17 protein-coding genes are annotated in these 14,831 nt (G+C 32.7%); 13 read left to right on the top strand and 4 right to left on the bottom strand.

Annotated features, from left to right (window positions below):
* The first annotated feature begins 144 nt into the window (after window positions 1-144).
* The 4 genes from Q5Y73_RS15450 (at window position 145) to Q5Y73_RS15435 (ending at window position 3,189) form a co-directional block, all read left to right on the top strand.
* The gene (locus Q5Y73_RS15450) at window positions 145-654 is read left to right on the top strand and encodes a hypothetical protein (protein ID WP_305992813.1); all 510 of its coding nucleotides are present in this window, start codon (window positions 145-147) and stop codon (window positions 652-654) included.
* Window positions 655-757: 103 nt separating this feature from the next.
* Window positions 758-1,858 (top strand): tetratricopeptide repeat-containing glycosyltransferase family 2 protein, encoded by a 1,101-nt coding sequence (locus Q5Y73_RS15445; RefSeq protein WP_305992812.1) that lies wholly within the window; start codon window positions 758-760, stop codon window positions 1,856-1,858.
* A 250-nt stretch (window positions 1,859-2,108) separates the two neighbouring features.
* Window positions 2,109-2,444, top strand: a complete 336-nt coding sequence (locus Q5Y73_RS15440; protein ID WP_305992811.1) for a hypothetical protein — start codon at window positions 2,109-2,111, stop codon at window positions 2,442-2,444.
* Window positions 2,445-2,808: 364 nt separating this feature from the next.
* On the top strand, window positions 2,809-3,189 hold the full coding sequence (locus Q5Y73_RS15435) for a hypothetical protein (RefSeq protein ID WP_305992810.1): 381 nt from the start codon (window positions 2,809-2,811) through the stop codon (window positions 3,187-3,189).
* 2 nt (window positions 3,190-3,191) lie between these two features.
* On the opposite strand, the gene Q5Y73_RS15430 is transcribed toward Q5Y73_RS15435, so the two are convergent.
* From Q5Y73_RS15430 to rfbF, 3 genes are read right to left on the bottom strand one after another with little or no spacing between them, the layout of a single operon-like run.
* Window positions 3,192-4,115 (bottom strand): NAD-dependent epimerase/dehydratase family protein, encoded by a 924-nt coding sequence (locus Q5Y73_RS15430; protein WP_305992809.1) that lies wholly within the window; start codon window positions 4,113-4,115, stop codon window positions 3,192-3,194.
* 19 nt (window positions 4,116-4,134) lie between these two features.
* Entirely contained in the window at window positions 4,135-5,214 is a 1,080-nt protein-coding gene (rfbG, locus tag Q5Y73_RS15425; protein ID WP_305992930.1) for a CDP-glucose 4,6-dehydratase, read from the bottom strand.
* Window positions 5,202-5,981: a glucose-1-phosphate cytidylyltransferase gene (gene rfbF / locus Q5Y73_RS15420; protein ID WP_305992808.1), complete on the bottom strand. Its 780-nt coding sequence runs from the start codon at window positions 5,979-5,981 to the stop codon at window positions 5,202-5,204. The genes rfbG and rfbF overlap by 13 nt, the downstream gene beginning before the upstream one ends.
* Window positions 5,982-6,287: 306 nt before the next feature.
* Between rfbF and Q5Y73_RS15415 the strand changes: the two genes are divergently transcribed.
* The 8 genes from Q5Y73_RS15415 (at window position 6,288) to Q5Y73_RS15380 (ending at window position 13,003) form a co-directional block, all read left to right on the top strand.
* Entirely contained in the window at window positions 6,288-6,719 is a 432-nt protein-coding gene (locus Q5Y73_RS15415; protein ID WP_305992807.1) for a hypothetical protein, read from the top strand.
* Window positions 6,720-6,758: 39 nt separating this feature from the next.
* A complete protein-coding gene (locus Q5Y73_RS15410) occupies window positions 6,759-7,280 on the top strand; it encodes a hypothetical protein (RefSeq protein WP_305992806.1) in 522 nt (173 codons plus the stop codon).
* A gap of 104 nt (window positions 7,281-7,384) precedes the next feature.
* Window positions 7,385-8,491, top strand: a complete 1,107-nt coding sequence (locus Q5Y73_RS15405; RefSeq protein WP_305992805.1) for a tetratricopeptide repeat-containing glycosyltransferase family 2 protein — start codon at window positions 7,385-7,387, stop codon at window positions 8,489-8,491.
* Window positions 8,492-8,887: 396 nt separating this feature from the next.
* Window positions 8,888-9,379: a hypothetical protein gene (locus tag Q5Y73_RS15400; RefSeq protein WP_305992804.1), complete on the top strand. Its 492-nt coding sequence runs from the start codon at window positions 8,888-8,890 to the stop codon at window positions 9,377-9,379.
* A 355-nt stretch (window positions 9,380-9,734) separates the two neighbouring features.
* Entirely contained in the window at window positions 9,735-10,622 is an 888-nt protein-coding gene (locus Q5Y73_RS15395) for an HAD-IIB family hydrolase (protein WP_305992803.1), read from the top strand.
* Window positions 10,623-10,743: 121 nt separating this feature from the next.
* Window positions 10,744-11,481 (top strand): metallophosphoesterase family protein, encoded by a 738-nt coding sequence (locus tag Q5Y73_RS15390; protein ID WP_305992802.1) that lies wholly within the window; start codon window positions 10,744-10,746, stop codon window positions 11,479-11,481.
* An 89-nt stretch (window positions 11,482-11,570) separates the two neighbouring features.
* Window positions 11,571-12,188, top strand: coding sequence for a class I SAM-dependent methyltransferase (locus Q5Y73_RS15385; protein WP_305992801.1), 618 nt, complete (start codon window positions 11,571-11,573; stop codon window positions 12,186-12,188).
* 32 nt (window positions 12,189-12,220) lie between these two features.
* Window positions 12,221-13,003 carry a M28 family metallopeptidase gene (locus Q5Y73_RS15380; protein WP_305992800.1) on the top strand — a complete coding sequence of 261 codons (783 nt, stop codon included), beginning with the start codon at window positions 12,221-12,223 and terminating at the stop codon, window positions 13,001-13,003.
* 91 nt (window positions 13,004-13,094) lie between these two features.
* On the opposite strand, the gene Q5Y73_RS15375 is transcribed toward Q5Y73_RS15380, so the two are convergent.
* Window positions 13,095-13,964: a GNAT family N-acetyltransferase gene (locus Q5Y73_RS15375; protein ID WP_305992799.1), complete on the bottom strand. Its 870-nt coding sequence runs from the start codon at window positions 13,962-13,964 to the stop codon at window positions 13,095-13,097.
* Window positions 13,965-14,118: 154 nt separating this feature from the next.
* Between Q5Y73_RS15375 and Q5Y73_RS15370 the strand changes: the two genes are divergently transcribed.
* Window positions 14,119-14,829, top strand: coding sequence for an HAD family hydrolase (locus Q5Y73_RS15370; RefSeq protein WP_305992798.1), 711 nt, complete (start codon window positions 14,119-14,121; stop codon window positions 14,827-14,829).
* The last annotated feature ends 2 nt before the right edge of the window (window positions 14,830-14,831 follow it).

The following is a 14,831-nucleotide window of genomic DNA, read 5'->3' as shown; positions in this document are numbered from 1 at the left end:
CGGTGTATTTAAAAAATTTATTTACTTTATAAAATATGATTTAAAAACGATTGTGTTCCTTCATAAATTATTACTGCTTAGCCTATACCAGTTATACAAACTTTGAATAATATAGATCATATAAACTTGAAAGGAGGTCATATCTTGTCAGCTTTTGATAAATGTTCAAACATTGTATGTGATTTTAAAGATGAGACAGAGCCAGTTAACTTAGTTGCTGGGGCAGACCCAGTAACCATTCTTGAAGTTACTGTATGTGTAAAGGATAAGAATAAAACCGTGAAACTAGATTGGTCAGTCAATGAAACGCTATTTTCAGAGGATGTGGATCCAATATTCCCAATAGAAGTAAATCCTAATGCTACTGTTGAGTACATCCTTTGTAACAATGATCAACAAATAGGCCCAACAGTCACATCATCACATTCCATTAATAATATGGTGGACATAACGTCTCCTAGTGTTAGTGGTGCTCAAACCTTATCTTTTACGCATGAATCGCAGCCAAACTTTACTTTTTGTGATGAACAACCTTTTCTTGGAAATAATTCATATCAAGTGAAGGCTAGTCTTTTAAACCCAGATTCAGGCGCAACAAACTCAGCAAATTTATTTGATAGATCTTTGGTTGCTGTTTGTTTTAGTGTAAATTGATTCGGAACCCTACTGATTCTTTTTTCATATTCATAATGTATATGGCTAAATTTCAATATTGAAAGAGAATTATGAAATTATTTAGAAGTAGGGAGAAGATTAAATGAACAATGCAGAGATCAGTCTTTGTATGATCGTTAGAGATGAAGAAGAAGTATTAGAAAGATGTTTATCTTCGATTGCTGATTTAATGGACGAAATTATAATAGTGGATACAGGTTCAAAGGATAAAACGAAGGAAATTGCTAATAAATTTACAGATAAGATTTACGACTTTGAATGGGTGGATGATTTTTCAAAAGCAAGAAACTTTTCTTTTTCCAAAGCCACAAAAGATTATATTATGTGGCTTGATGCTGATGATGTTGTTCCTGAGGAAAGCCGTAAACAAATTTTAAAGCTTAAAGATAAACTTATTCCTCACAAAATGGAATGTGTGATGATGGAGTATGAATATTCCTATGATCAGGAAGGAAACCCTACTTTCAGTCATCGTCGAGAACGAATTGTGAAAAGAGAATGTGGTTTTAAGTGGGTTGGATTAGTTCATGAGATTTTAGATGTAACAGGAGTTGTATTCGTAACGAATGTAAAAATTAAACATTTGAGGGATAAGCCAAACACAAGTCGTAATATAAAAATCTATGAAAAAGCGATTGAGCAAGGGAAAACCTTAGTTGCTAGAGATATGCTGCATTATGCTAATGAATGTTTTGATCATAAAAAGCATGAGAAAGCTATTGAGTGGTATCATAGATTTTTAAAAGATACGAATGCTGAGAATATTGATGAGCAAATCTATGCTAACTTAAAACTTGTAGATTGTTATATACATTTCCAACAATATGATCAAGCGATGAAGTATTGTTTGGAAACGTTCCGCTTAGACACTCCTAGAGCGGAAATTTGTTGTCGATTCGGTTATATTTATGAATTTAAAAAAGAAATTCCAAAAGCCATTAGCTGGTACAAAATTGCGACTATTATAGATGTTCCAGGGGAGAGTATGTACGTGCAACAACCATGTTATACTTGGCTTCCACATATACAATTGTGCAGCTGTTTTATTTCACTAGGTAGATATGACGAAGCAAAGGTACACAATGATAATGCAGCTAAGTATATCCCCAATAGTTCTTATGTGAAGAATAATGAAAAGTTGTTAGAAGAATTGAAATCGAAGATTCAAGAGAGCAGCACATAAGAATTATGGTAATATAATTGAATTAAACAAGATAGACGCTAAGCATTCGATATAAATGGCTTGGCGTTTTTTTTATATAAATAGATTTTTGTAAAGGATCATTTTTTTCATGATGAATTAATTCCTCCTGCAAAAATGGTTATTGTATTGGTATAAAAGCACATTAATACAGTTGGAAAGGCATTTATCTATACAAACATAATCTTATCTGAATAGTATACATTAGACAAAATTTTAAGGAGGTTGAAGAATGTCAAGTTTTAAAAAAGGAAGGTTGATTGGTTGTGACTCTTTTTTTGATCCAAACAATCCGATAGTTTTGGATAGTAATGATCAGGTGATTCTTGAGGTAAAGATTTGTGTAGAGGATCAGAATCAAACTTTGAAACTCGACTTGTCGGTAAATGAAAGGGTATCGATAACCGAGGTTCAGTTGGGTGGGAGCGATAGTGTTTTTGTAGATCCCACTGCTTCTGTTATATTCACCCTCTGTAAAAATAATCTACCGATTCAAGAAACAACTATACAGTCTAGCTTTACTAATACCACAGACATTGAACTTCTAGGTGGAACATTAAACTTATAACTTATATTCATCAGGTTTTTCGCTAAATAATCAACCAAACAGTACTTTTTGTGACTCACCAGTAGCGGGGATAAACCTTTATCAAGTGAAAGCGAGATCCTCCAGTGATAATCAGTTCGAGTTATTAACTTCGGGGACATTGAGTGTTATTAGTAACTAGATAAATGAATTATGGTGAAATGGGATTCATCATATCGAGGAAACTCTGTAAATTTGAGTAAGGAGGCAAAGCAATGTCAAGTTAAAAAAAGATAATCAGGTCGATTGTGACTCTTTTTTTAATATAAACAATCCCATTCAATTGGATGGTAATGATCAGGTAATTCTAGAAGTTAAAGTTTGTGTAAAGGATCCAAATCAAGTAGTGAAACTGGATTGGTTTGTAGAAGAAAACCTTAGAGCAGACGATTCAGGTGACGGGAAGATATTTATTGTAAGTCCGACTGCTTCTGTTGAATATACGCTCTTTAAAAATAATCAACTAATTATGGAAGCAACAGTAACTTCAAGTTTGTCGAATACTACGGATATTTTCTTCTTAAATGATTCATTTGAACGTTATATTTCTTCTTTTTCACAAGACAACGAACCGAATCTTACGTTCTGTGACGAGACTCCTACACTGGGTATAAACTGCTATCAAATAAAAGCAAAATTAATTGTTAAAGCTAGATTAACTAGTAATATGATTGATTCAAGTGCCCGTTTATTTTCTGGAAATCTAAATGCAATACTTGGCGATTAATTTTAATTTAGATTATCCTTATACCAGTTCATGGTTTTAATGATCCCTTCGGAAAAAGATATATTGGCACTAAAACCGGTATCTTTTTCAATCTCTTCAGTATTAAATTGATCGATAGATATGTTTCCCCCAGTATAAGGCAGGGTTCCAAAACGTAATTCTCTTTTTGGTGCTAAAGTCTGCTGCATTTCTATAATAAATTGTTTTAGTGGTTTGGCATTAGAGCTTCCTATAATGTAATTACAGAACGGTTTTCCACTTGTTCCGATCTTGTAAAAAGCCTTTGCGACATCTGTAATATAGATGAAGTCATAAATTTGTGTTGCTTTTGTAAATACCAAAGGTTCGTTATGGATGATTTTTCGAATTGTGATATTGATGAAACGAGGTGAACAGTCTCCTGGACCGTAAGCGTTTGTAATGATTCCCCACACATGCTCTATATCTAATTGAGCTGCAACAGTTTTACTGAGGCAATGTGCATTCAATTTACTAGCACCATAAATATAATCCTTAATCGGTTTGTTTTCATGTTTAAATACAGCAGAAAAAGTATCTTTTTCCATGATACTGCCTGCTCCAACAAATTTTTTGCATCGAAGTTCTTTAGCGACTTTCACACTATTAGTAGTCCATAAAGCATTTTGAGTTTGTATCAGCTCATTAGTTCGAGAATGACCAGCACATCCTTCCCATGCAAAGTGATAAAATGTATCGATGTCTCTATCTTTGATTTTCTGAATTAAATAACCGATATCACTAAGGTCACAATAAACGGTTTTGATGTTTTTAATTCCTGCTAATGGTATTAGATTTGATTTTGGACTTCTTACTACAGCGATAACTTCTACATTTTGATTTATTAGTTCTTTTACAACATGACTCCCAATGAATCCATTTGCTCCAGTTACTATGGCTTTCTTCACATAAATCCCCTTCTTAAACTTATTTCTTATCATTAATAAAATCTAAGATTTGTTTATCCATTACAGAAGAAATATTTTCATTTGCTAAATATGCAATTGTCCATTCTATTGTTTTTTTAATTGATGTATCTACACTCCACTTGGATTGCCAATTAAAAACATGTTTGAATTTAGAATTGTCTAATATGAGATAGGTTGATTCATGAGAAGCTGTTTCACTAGTAGAATTACTCCAATTTAGTTTTATCTCCGTTGCTTCTTTCCATTTTTCACAAAATAAACACACTAATGTAATAGTAGAGATACAGTTGCTGTCGTCTGGAGCTACGTTATAAGAGCTTGAAACCTCTAGGTTGTTATATTGCTTTTGAATAATCATTAAATAAGCATAAAGTGCTTCTATAACATGCTGATAATGCCTTTTAGAATTTGGATTTCGAACAATGATTGTTGTATTTTTCTCCGCTGCACGAATACAATCTGGCACGATTCTATTCTTTGCAAAATCACCACCACCAATCACATTTCCAGCCCTTACAGTTGAAATTGCGATATTACGATCAATAAAATATGACCTATTGTAACTATTCGTGATTAACTCAGAACAAGACTTACTGCTAGAGTAAGGATCGTGCCCTCCAAGTGTGTCATTCTCTCTATAACCCCAAATCCATTCGTTATTCTCGTATACTTTGTCAGTAGTTACTACAAGCACCGATTGAACGGAATTATTTTTACGAATACATTCTAGCAAATTCACTGTTCCCATAATGTTTGTTTCATAGGTTTGATGAGGAAGTGCATAAGATTCCAGTACCAAAGGTTGAGCGGCTAAGTGAATCACAATCTCAGGTTGTGCTTTACTAAAAGCTTGTTCAAGATGTTTAATATCTCGGATATTATGAATGATTGACTCCATTTCATTTTCTATACTACTAAGTTCAAATAAACTTGGGTTTGTAGGTGGTTTCAGAGCGTATCCCGTTACTTCTGCTCCTGCATTGATAAGCATTTTGCACAACCAGGTCCCTTTAAATCCAGTATGACCAGTCACGAATATTTTTTTATCTTTATAGAAACTTAGCTTCACGATGCCCACACTTTCCAAGGTGCCTGTTTAGTCCTCCAAAGATTCTCTAGTAATTCCTTATCTCTCTTAGTGTCCATACATTGCCAGAATCCTTGATGTCTAAAAGCCTTAAGCTGACCATTCTTAGCAAGAGTCTCTAACGGTTTCTGTTCTAAAATGGTTTCATCACCTTCAATATAGTCCATAATCTTCGTGTTTAAAATCATAAAACCTCCATTTATCCAACTCCCTGATTCTTTAGGCTTTTCATTAAAACTTGTCACATTTTCATATTCATCAATATGCGCCATACCAAAACGTCCACTAGGTTGAATGGCCGTGATTGTAGCTTTTTTTCCATGAGATTTATGAAACTCCACTGTTTCTTTTATATTCACATTCGAAAGACCATCTCCGTAAGTTAACATAAAGGTCCGATCTTCGATATAATCTTTGATCCGCTTTATTCGTCCACCTGTCATCGTATGAAGTCCAGTATCTATTAATGTGACTTTCCAAGGTTCTGTTTTATTGTTATGAAAGATCATTTTATTTTCAGTGGTAAAATCAAAAGTGACATCAGACAAATGTAAAAAGTAATCAGAAAAAAAAGATTTGATCACATATTGCTTATATCCGCAACATATTACAAAATCGTTATAACCAAAATGTGAGTAGTATTTCATGATATGCCACAACATTGGTCTCTCACCAATTTCGATCATCGGTTTAGGCAACAAATAACTTTCTTCACTAATTCTTGTACCAAATCCTCCTGCTAAAATGACTACTCTCAATGATGTTTCCCCCTTAACTGCTTAAATTTCTTACATAACAATATATAATATAACGCCATAAATAAATGTGTACCTCTTAGAGTACTTTCATTCATAATTTTTTTGTAAGAGTGATTTTTTTGAATGATTTTAGGTTGGTGATTAGCACATTTTTTTTGTTGATTTCTGGAGATGGGACGTTCATCCATACGAATAAGGTTGTAATTGAATAAAATAACACCATACAGAAATAAAGGAGGTGAGTGAATCTCAGGTTTTAAAAAAGTACTTCAAATTGAATGTGGGTCTTTAGATGAAGTGACACCTTTGACTCCAACAGAAGAAGTGATTCTTGAAACAAAAATTTGTGTTAAGGAGCCGAATAAAACAGTGAAGCTTGATTGGTCAGTTCAAGAGCAACTTACAGCGAATAATCCATCCACTGGAGGTAACCCAGTGACTTTAAATCTTGATACTGAGGCTGAATATACCCTTTGTAAAAATGATCAGATCATTGAAGAAGGAACTGTAGCATCAAGTTTTTCACAATCAACTACATTGGAGATTTCAGGTGACGAATCTTTTACACTCTCTTCATCAATTTTTACACAAGATAATCGACCGAATCTTACTTTTTGTGACACTCCTGTGCTTGGCATGAACTGTTATCAAGTTAAAGCTAGATTAGTCAGTAATGATGCAATAAGTAGTGCAACAGTAAGTAGAGGAACTCTGAATGTTGTTCTTAGTGATCATTAAGATAAAATAAATCATACAAAAATGAAAGGAGGTAACCTAATGGCTGGATTTAATAAAGATCCTCTGATCGTATGTAACAATAGATTTGATGTAATAGATATCCCTACTGATTCTGAAGTTATGCTTGAGGTAAAAGTTTGTGTAAAGGATAAAAATAAAACAGTGAAATTGGATTGGTCTGCTGATGAGTTTCTCACTGTAACATTTATTCCTGAAACTGGTGATCAAGAAATTACGTTTGATCCTATCGTTACAGCTGAATACACTTTATGTAAAAATAATGAAATCATTCCAGAAGCTACGGTGACATCATCACTTTCAAATACACTTGTGTTGGGTTTAGATGGTGTGGATTTTACAGGTAGTAATTTTTTAACATTAAACCAAAATAATCAACCCAACTTTACTTTTTGTGACACCTCTCCAGTACTTGGCGTTAACTGTTATCAGGTTAAATTTAGATTAACCAGTGATCAAACTTTTGAAAATAATTCAAGTGGTACCGTAGGAAATAGGACATTAAATGCAATTTGTGGCGAAAAGGATAAATCATCTAATTAATAAAAAATAAAATTGATAGTAAAAGTCCTTAGATTGAATTAAGTTATGTCTAAGGACATATCTTATTATGGTTTTCAGTACTAGTGATGTGAGGGGATTAGAATATGAACAGTGCTGCAATAAGTCTTTGTATGAATGTAAGAGATGAGGAAGAAGTATTAGAACGATGTTTATCGTCTATCGCTCATATAGTAGATGAAATCATTATTGTTGATTCAGGCTCCACCGATCGAACGAAAGAGATAGCAAAGAAATATACAGATAAAATTTATGATTTTGAGTGGAAGGGAGATTTTTCTGAAGCACGAAACTTCTCTTTTTCAAAAGCAACAAAAGAATATATTATGTGGTTGGACGCGGATGATGTTGTGCCGGAAAAGAGCCAGAAGCAAATATTAGAATTCAAAAAAAATCTTGCCACTTATAAAATGGATGTTGTAGTTATGGAATATCAATACAGCTATAATGCTGAAGGGAACCCAATTCTAACACAATATCGTAACAATATTGTTAGAAGAGCGTGCAATTTTAAATGGAAAGGACTAGTCCATGCTAAACTGGATTACTCCGACACAGAAGAATTCATCACTAATATAGTCATCCATCATAAGAAAAATAAACTTCATACAGATCGCACTTTAAAAACCTATGAAAGCTTGATTGAGCAGGGGAAAAATTTATCTGTGGAAGACCTGTTTTACTATGCAAATGAATGTATAAGCCATAAACAATATAAAGAAGCGAAGGAATGGTATCAAAAATATCTGAATGAAAACACATCGAATGATGAATGTAATATCTATGCATACGGGCAGCTTGCAGATTGCCATACTTATTTTAACGAATTAGATCAAGCCATCCTTTGTTGCTTGCACACATTCAAAATAAATTCTCCTAGAGCAGAAATTTGTTGTAAACTAGCTTACATTTATTACCTTAAAAAAGAGATTGAACAAACGATCAGTTGGTTTAAAATAGCCACGGCAACTGACTTTCCAACGAAGAGTACGTTTATCAAACCACATTATTACACATGGTTCCCACACATACAATTATGTACATGTTATTTGTCACAAGGGAATTATAACGAAGCTAAAAAGCATAATGATATTGCTGCGACTTATATTCCAAACAATTCTTATGTAAAAGGTAATGAGACGTTGTTGGAAGAATTGAAAATAAAAATTGAACAAAGAAACGCTGAAAAGTGAAAATTCTAATGAAGATCTTATATGAAATGGAAAATGATATTTAAATCTATATAGTAGTAAGCACATTTTTGATAAGAGCTTGAAAACAAAAGACATTCAACCATACGAATAAACACTCTATTGAATACAATAAATCATAGCAAAAGAAAGGATGTCTGGTAAGGGGAAACAGAGTGTGGTCAACGCTTCAATAAGTCTTGTATGAATGTAAAAGATGAAAAAGAAGAACTAGCAAGATGCTTATCGTCAATCGCTAATATAATAATTATCGATTTAGGTTCAACTGATGGAAATAGTTAACTTACAGATGGATCAGAAGGAGAAAGACATCTATCCATACTTTAAATTATAAATTGCATAAGATAACATAGATAAATAAGAAAGGAGGAATAATGAATGTCGGGTTTTAAAAGGGGCTTTATAGAATGTGATAGTTTTTTTGACGCTAATGGAATTCAACTAACTGACATGGAACGAGTAATTCTTGAGGTAGAAATTTGTGTTAAGGAACCTATTAAAACAGTAAGTATTGATTGGTGGGTTAGAGAACGAATTGATACAGGTCTGCAAACAACTATAGTAATGGATTCTGTAGTTTCTTTATCCCCCAATGTTACTGTTATATATATACTTTGCAGAAATGAGCAACCGATAGAAACAGCTACTGTATTCTCAAGCTTTACTAATTTCACTGAAATTGGCGGATTAAATGATGATGGTAGTCTAATGCTTGATTTTTCACAAGAAACGAATCCTAATCTTAGTTTTTGTGATACTCCAGATATTGGTACAAATTTATATCAAGTTAAAGCAATATTAGGTTCTGGTAGCGTTGGATCATCTGCAGAATTAATCTCAGGTAACTTGAAAGTTATTGGTGTGGATTAAAGTAAAATTGATAATATAAAAATTCCTATAACTCATTATTGACAGCTATAAGCACATTTTTATAGATGGAGGTGAATGTAATAGGCATTCATCCATATGTAGATGTAAAATAAAAGTCAGGTTTAAAAAAGGTGTTCAGTTTTGAGATTTTGATGCAGCAGAATCTATATGAATTTATAAGATCTAAGATAGAAACTAAAAATAAAATTTTATCATATAATATACTAGATTAATTGAGAAATAATTTAAAAATCTAAAATTTTTAAAATTTTCATTTAATTGAGACCTTACAATTGATAAGGTTTTTTTTTGAAAAAAGATTAAATTTAATGGAGAATTGGGGAGACTGATAGAAGTGAAGGGAGTTAAAATAGAAAGGAAAAGAAAGATGGAGAGAAGTAAGAGGAATGCCTTATACATTTCTGGCCTAGATGGCACGTTGCTAAACAACAAATCTCAACTATCCGAGTATGCTTGCTATGAATTGAATAAGCTTATTCAAAATGGTTTGCTATTCACAATCGCGACTGCAAGAAGTATATTTTCCATTCAACATATATTTCAAGGCTTATCACTTAAGCTTCCAATCATAGAGTTTGGAGGAGCATTTATAACTGATTTGCAAACTGGATATCACCACAAAATACTGGATATTGAAGCAAGTACTTCGGAATCACTCTATTATTTACTTACTCAAAATTCAGTTTCTCCTCTAGTTACTAGCTTTAATGGAACAGAAGATAGTTTATATTATGAAAACATCTCAAATGAAGGAGTAAATTGGTATATAATAAATAGAGAGCGTGAGAAGGACATGAGATTAAGAAGGTCTCAAATAAAAAAAGTGTTGAATGAACAAGTTATATGTTTTACTGTTATCGATAGATACACTCGTCTAAAAGAGCTAAGTGAAAAAATATTAGATAAATACTCGAATGAGTTATTAATACATTTAAAAGAAAATCCGTTCTCAAAAGGATGGTTTTGGTTAACGATTCTTGACAAGAAAGCGACTAGAGAACATGCTATCAGGTGGTTGATGAATGAATTAGGAGTTGACAGTAAAGAGTTAACTATATTTGGGAGTAAAACAAGTGATTTAGATACGTTTAAAATGTCAAAAAATCGAATCGCAGTTTCAAATGCAAATCCTAAATTGAAAGAATTCGCTACTGAAATTATTGGAACCAATGATGAAGATGGTGTTGTAAAATATATAAAAGAACATGAGAGAGATCTTTAATAGATCAAAGGATCATGGAGTTTGCAATAATACTCAAAATAACGGATATAATACTCTCTAGATATAATTTTAAAATAATGGTTTGAAAATGCAGTACATGATTTAGTTGTTGGAGGTTCGTATGCAAAAAATTGCTATCATTTCTGATATACACGGTAATATTCCTGCACTAGATGCGGTTATGAACGATATAAAAAGTAGAGATATACATAAAATTTTCTGTTTAGGTGATATGGTGGGGAAAGGACCTTATCCAGAAATTGCGGTTGATCGAGTTAAAAATCAATGTGAAGTTGTTGTACAAGGAAATTGGGATGATGCTATTACGAAGGAATCTGATTATGAAACGATGTTGTGGCATCAAAATCGATTAGGGAAGCAACGTATAGACTATTTAGCTAGTCTTCCTTTTTCCATTGATTTCTGGATGAGTGGTAAATTCATAAGATTATTTCATGCATCAGCAGAAAGTGTACATAAAAGAGTGCTGCCATGGGATTCGATAGAAGAAAGGCTTGCAATGTTTCATCATACTCATAGCACAGGTTTTTCCAAAAAAGAACCAGACGTAGTCGGATATGGCGATATCCATAGTGCCTATATACAAAACTACAAGCAAAAAAGTCTGTTTAATGTTGGGAGCGTTGGGAATCCTTTGGATCACACTCAAGCTTCGTATGTCATTTTAGAAGGGAATTATGAAAGTGATGAAATTAGTCCGTTTTCTATACAATTCGTGAGAGTTCCATATGATATTGAGCTTTCGATACAACAAGCTATAGATGAAGATATGCCTGAGCTTCAAGAATATATTATAGAATTAAGAACTGGAAAGTACAGAGGAATAAAAAAGGGATAAGTTTGCTTTTAAACGTTCCACTTGCATACCCACAAAAGTCACTTATTAAAAGCAAACTTATCCTACGATATAGATAGGAGGAATTTAAGGTGAATGAACGATCTGAACACTGGAATGAAATCTACAATAAAACAGAAGATGAAAAACTAGGTTGGTTTGAGCGTGATTTCTCACAAACATTAAAATTATTAGATCTAATTCCAAACTGGAAAGAGTCTAAGATATTTGTTTCTGGTGTCGGGACATCAGGTTTAGTGGATGAAATATTGCACCCTAATACAAAATTAGTACTAAACGATATAAGTTCAAAAGCAATAGAGAAATTACAGCTCAAGTACAATGGAACAAATCATCAAATGGAGTGGCTATGTCAGGATTTGGGTAAACCAATACCTTCAAATATAAAAGATATAGATATATGGATCGATCGAGCTGTACTTCATTTTTTAACTGAACCCATGTCTATTCAACAGTATTTTCAAAATATGAACTCTAGTCTGAAAGTCGGTGGTTATGCCATTTTTGCAGAATTCTCAAAAAGTGGTGCAACAAAATGTGCTGGACTTGATGTGAGAAGATATGATCTACAAGAATTAAGTAAGAACCTTCCGAATTTTGAATGTATCAGTCATGAAGAATATACATTTATCAATCCAAAAGGGGATCCTAGACCTTATATTTACACTCTTTACAGAAAAATTAAATAAATAACATCGAATGCTGAACAGGAGTAAATTGTATGAAACAGATAAATGAATCTATTTACCATCATATTCGTAAATTATCTGAAATCGAAAGTAGGAACTATACAGCGGCAGGGAACGGTAGAGCAAAAAACTACATTGTTGATGAATTGAATAAAATTGGATACGAAGTTATCTATCATGAATTTGATTATGAAAAAGAGACTTATTTAAACCTTATAGCAAATACTAATGTGGAGTCAAAAATAAATTATATTGTTTGCGCTCATTTTGATTCTATATCAAATGAAGCTTTGGCACCAGGAGCAGACGACAATGCTTCAGGAGTAGCAGCATTGTTAGAATTAGCAAAAATAATAAAAACTAAAAAATATGAATTCAATGTTCAATTCATATTTTTTAACCTAGAAGAAGAAGGAGCTATTGGCAGTAAGAGTTTAGCAAAGCAATATTTTGATGCAGGAGAGAAAATTGAAGGAGTTATCAATTTAGATACAATTGGTACTTGGGATGGACCTATATCTGAACAATACCCTTTAACATATGTAACAAATGAAGCATCGCAAATATTTATGGATGAAATTCTAGCTCATTTCCCGCTGCCATTGCAAAAATGTGAGGATTTATGGACTGATGATCACGGCTCATTTTGGGAATATGGATATAAGGCGATTGAATTAACAGAATTAGGGTGCACGAAATATATGCATACAGATAAAGATACGATTGAAAAATTAAACTGTGACAACATTGGACTTATTGTTAATGGTTTAGTTACAGTATTTGATAGATTTTCAGAGTCAGGAGGACAGTTATGATTTTACCGAAAAAAGGGAGTTTAATTCAGTTGTAGCTCTCTTTTTTTGTTTTAAAATATACAATAGACTTGAAATCAGAACTGCTGATTATTTAACCTAATTCAAATGTAGTAATACCATAAATTTTGTTCAGTTCAATATCAGGAGCATCCCCGTAATACATTCTAGCACACTCGAAAACATAGGTAGTTTCATATTTTTTCATAAGTTCAACAGATGCATGATTTTTCATAGGTATATCTATATATAATGGTTCTCCAACAACGGAGTTTAAGCAAGCTTTGTAAAGCTCTTCTGCTATTATTTCATTATCGGCAAATAGAGGACAAACTTTATATCCTGTATATGCTTTTCTAACAATGGCGAACCCTTTAAGATGTCCGTCTTGGACATACTTGAAAGTTTTATTCTCAGGTAGTTTTAACCAAGGATGTAAAAACTGTGGACGAGAAAAACCAAAACATTGTTGATCATAGGCTAGAATAGATTCCGTGTCTTCATCAAAAATAGATGAGATATTTTTGTCTATTTCAAATTTCTGTCCTATTTTTTCATGACGTTCATCTCTAAATGCAATTTCAAAACCACCTTTTTGGTAAAATGGCTGCATGTCAACAACACCATCCATGCCGATTGAAGCTCCTTTTTTAAGTCTGGATATCAAGGTGTCTCTTCTTTGATACCATAGTTTTTGACCAATTCCATAGGATCTATATTCTGGTTTTACAATGAAAAAGCCCATAAATCCAAACTCATTGTTGTAAGAAATAATAGAACCGCCTGCTATTAATTCACCTTTATGAAGATATCCATAAAAACCATTGGGATCTGTTGTCCAGTACACGTCTGCATCAAATGGACCAGGATTCCATCCTTCTTTTTCAGCCCAGTTCACTAATGTTTTTACATCCTTTAAATCTAAAGGAGTGAATTTTAAAGTCTCTACATTTATCTTCTCCATATGAAGTTCCCCTTATCATATAAATACATATTGCAATTCCTTTATAGTCGTGATCATTTTAACATAATATAATATTGTTGTCTGGAAATAATTCCTTTTTTTCAAATTTGCTGTTATGATGGAGAAATCAATTAATTCAAGGAGTGATTAATTCATGATCTTTTTTGATATTGATGAAACTCTTTTAGATTTTAAAGGAGCAGAATATCTAGGAGCAGCAGCTTTTTATAACAAGTTTAAAGAACTCTTTAGGATGAATGTAAATGAATTTTATGATCAATGGTGTTCAATTGGTAAAGTTCACTTTACTAGGTATTTAAATGGTGACTTAACTTTTGAAGAGCAAAAAATAAAAAGAATCAAAGAAATCTTTGAATTGGCTGAAATTACAATGGATGACTTGCAAGCTTCTCAATATTTTGAGATTTACTTGACCCATTTTGAAGAGAATTGGACAGCATTTGATGATGTTATTCCTTGTTTAAAGGAGTTATCTGAATACCGATTAGGAATAATTACTAATGGGGATGTAACTCAACAAAAGCAGAAACTACAGAAAATGGGCATTTCTGATTATTTTGAAGTTATTGTTTCAGCAGGAGCAGCAGGAGCAGCAGGAGTTGCGAAACCTGACTCAAAAATATTTGAACTCGCCTGTAAGAAAGCTACTGTTAAACCCACAGAATGTTTTTATGTTGGAGATAATGTAAAAGCAGACATTCTTGCTTGCGAGCAAATACATATGAAGGGGATCTGGTTAAATCGAAAAAATCACAAAAATGAATTTCAAGTTCCCTATATAAATTCCTTATATGAATTAAAACATAAAATAGAAGAATTGAATTATTTAGTTGCAGCTAAATAATT

Origin of the sequence: Chengkuizengella axinellae, from assembly GCF_030730905.1 — a bacterium.
GTDB lineage: Bacteria > Bacillota > Bacilli > Paenibacillales > KCTC-33759 > Chengkuizengella > Chengkuizengella axinellae.
Note: the sequence above shows the minus strand (reverse complement) of the source record. Positions and strands in the feature narration are given on the sequence as shown.

What these genes read in the sequence shown, in the direction of transcription:
- Q5Y73_RS15445 (WP_305992812.1), top strand. Translation starts at nt 758, where the DNA reads ATGAACAATGCAGAGATCAGTCTTTGTATGATCGTTAGAGATGAAGAA.
- Q5Y73_RS15440 (WP_305992811.1), top strand. Translation starts at nt 2,109, where the DNA reads ATGTCAAGTTTTAAAAAAGGAAGGTTGATTGGTTGTGACTCTTTTTTT.
- Q5Y73_RS15410 (WP_305992806.1), top strand. Translation starts at nt 6,759, where the DNA reads ATGGCTGGATTTAATAAAGATCCTCTGATCGTATGTAACAATAGATTT.
- Q5Y73_RS15405 (WP_305992805.1), top strand. Translation starts at nt 7,385, where the DNA reads ATGAACAGTGCTGCAATAAGTCTTTGTATGAATGTAAGAGATGAGGAA.
- Q5Y73_RS15400 (WP_305992804.1), top strand. Translation starts at nt 8,888, where the DNA reads ATGTCGGGTTTTAAAAGGGGCTTTATAGAATGTGATAGTTTTTTTGAC.
- Q5Y73_RS15390 (WP_305992802.1), top strand. Translation starts at nt 10,744, where the DNA reads ATGCAAAAAATTGCTATCATTTCTGATATACACGGTAATATTCCTGCA.
- Q5Y73_RS15380 (WP_305992800.1), top strand. Translation starts at nt 12,221, where the DNA reads ATGAAACAGATAAATGAATCTATTTACCATCATATTCGTAAATTATCT.
- Q5Y73_RS15375 (WP_305992799.1), bottom strand. Translation starts at nt 13,964, where the DNA reads ATGGAGAAGATAAATGTAGAGACTTTAAAATTCACTCCTTTAGATTTA.
- Q5Y73_RS15370 (WP_305992798.1), top strand. Translation starts at nt 14,119, where the DNA reads ATGATCTTTTTTGATATTGATGAAACTCTTTTAGATTTTAAAGGAGCA.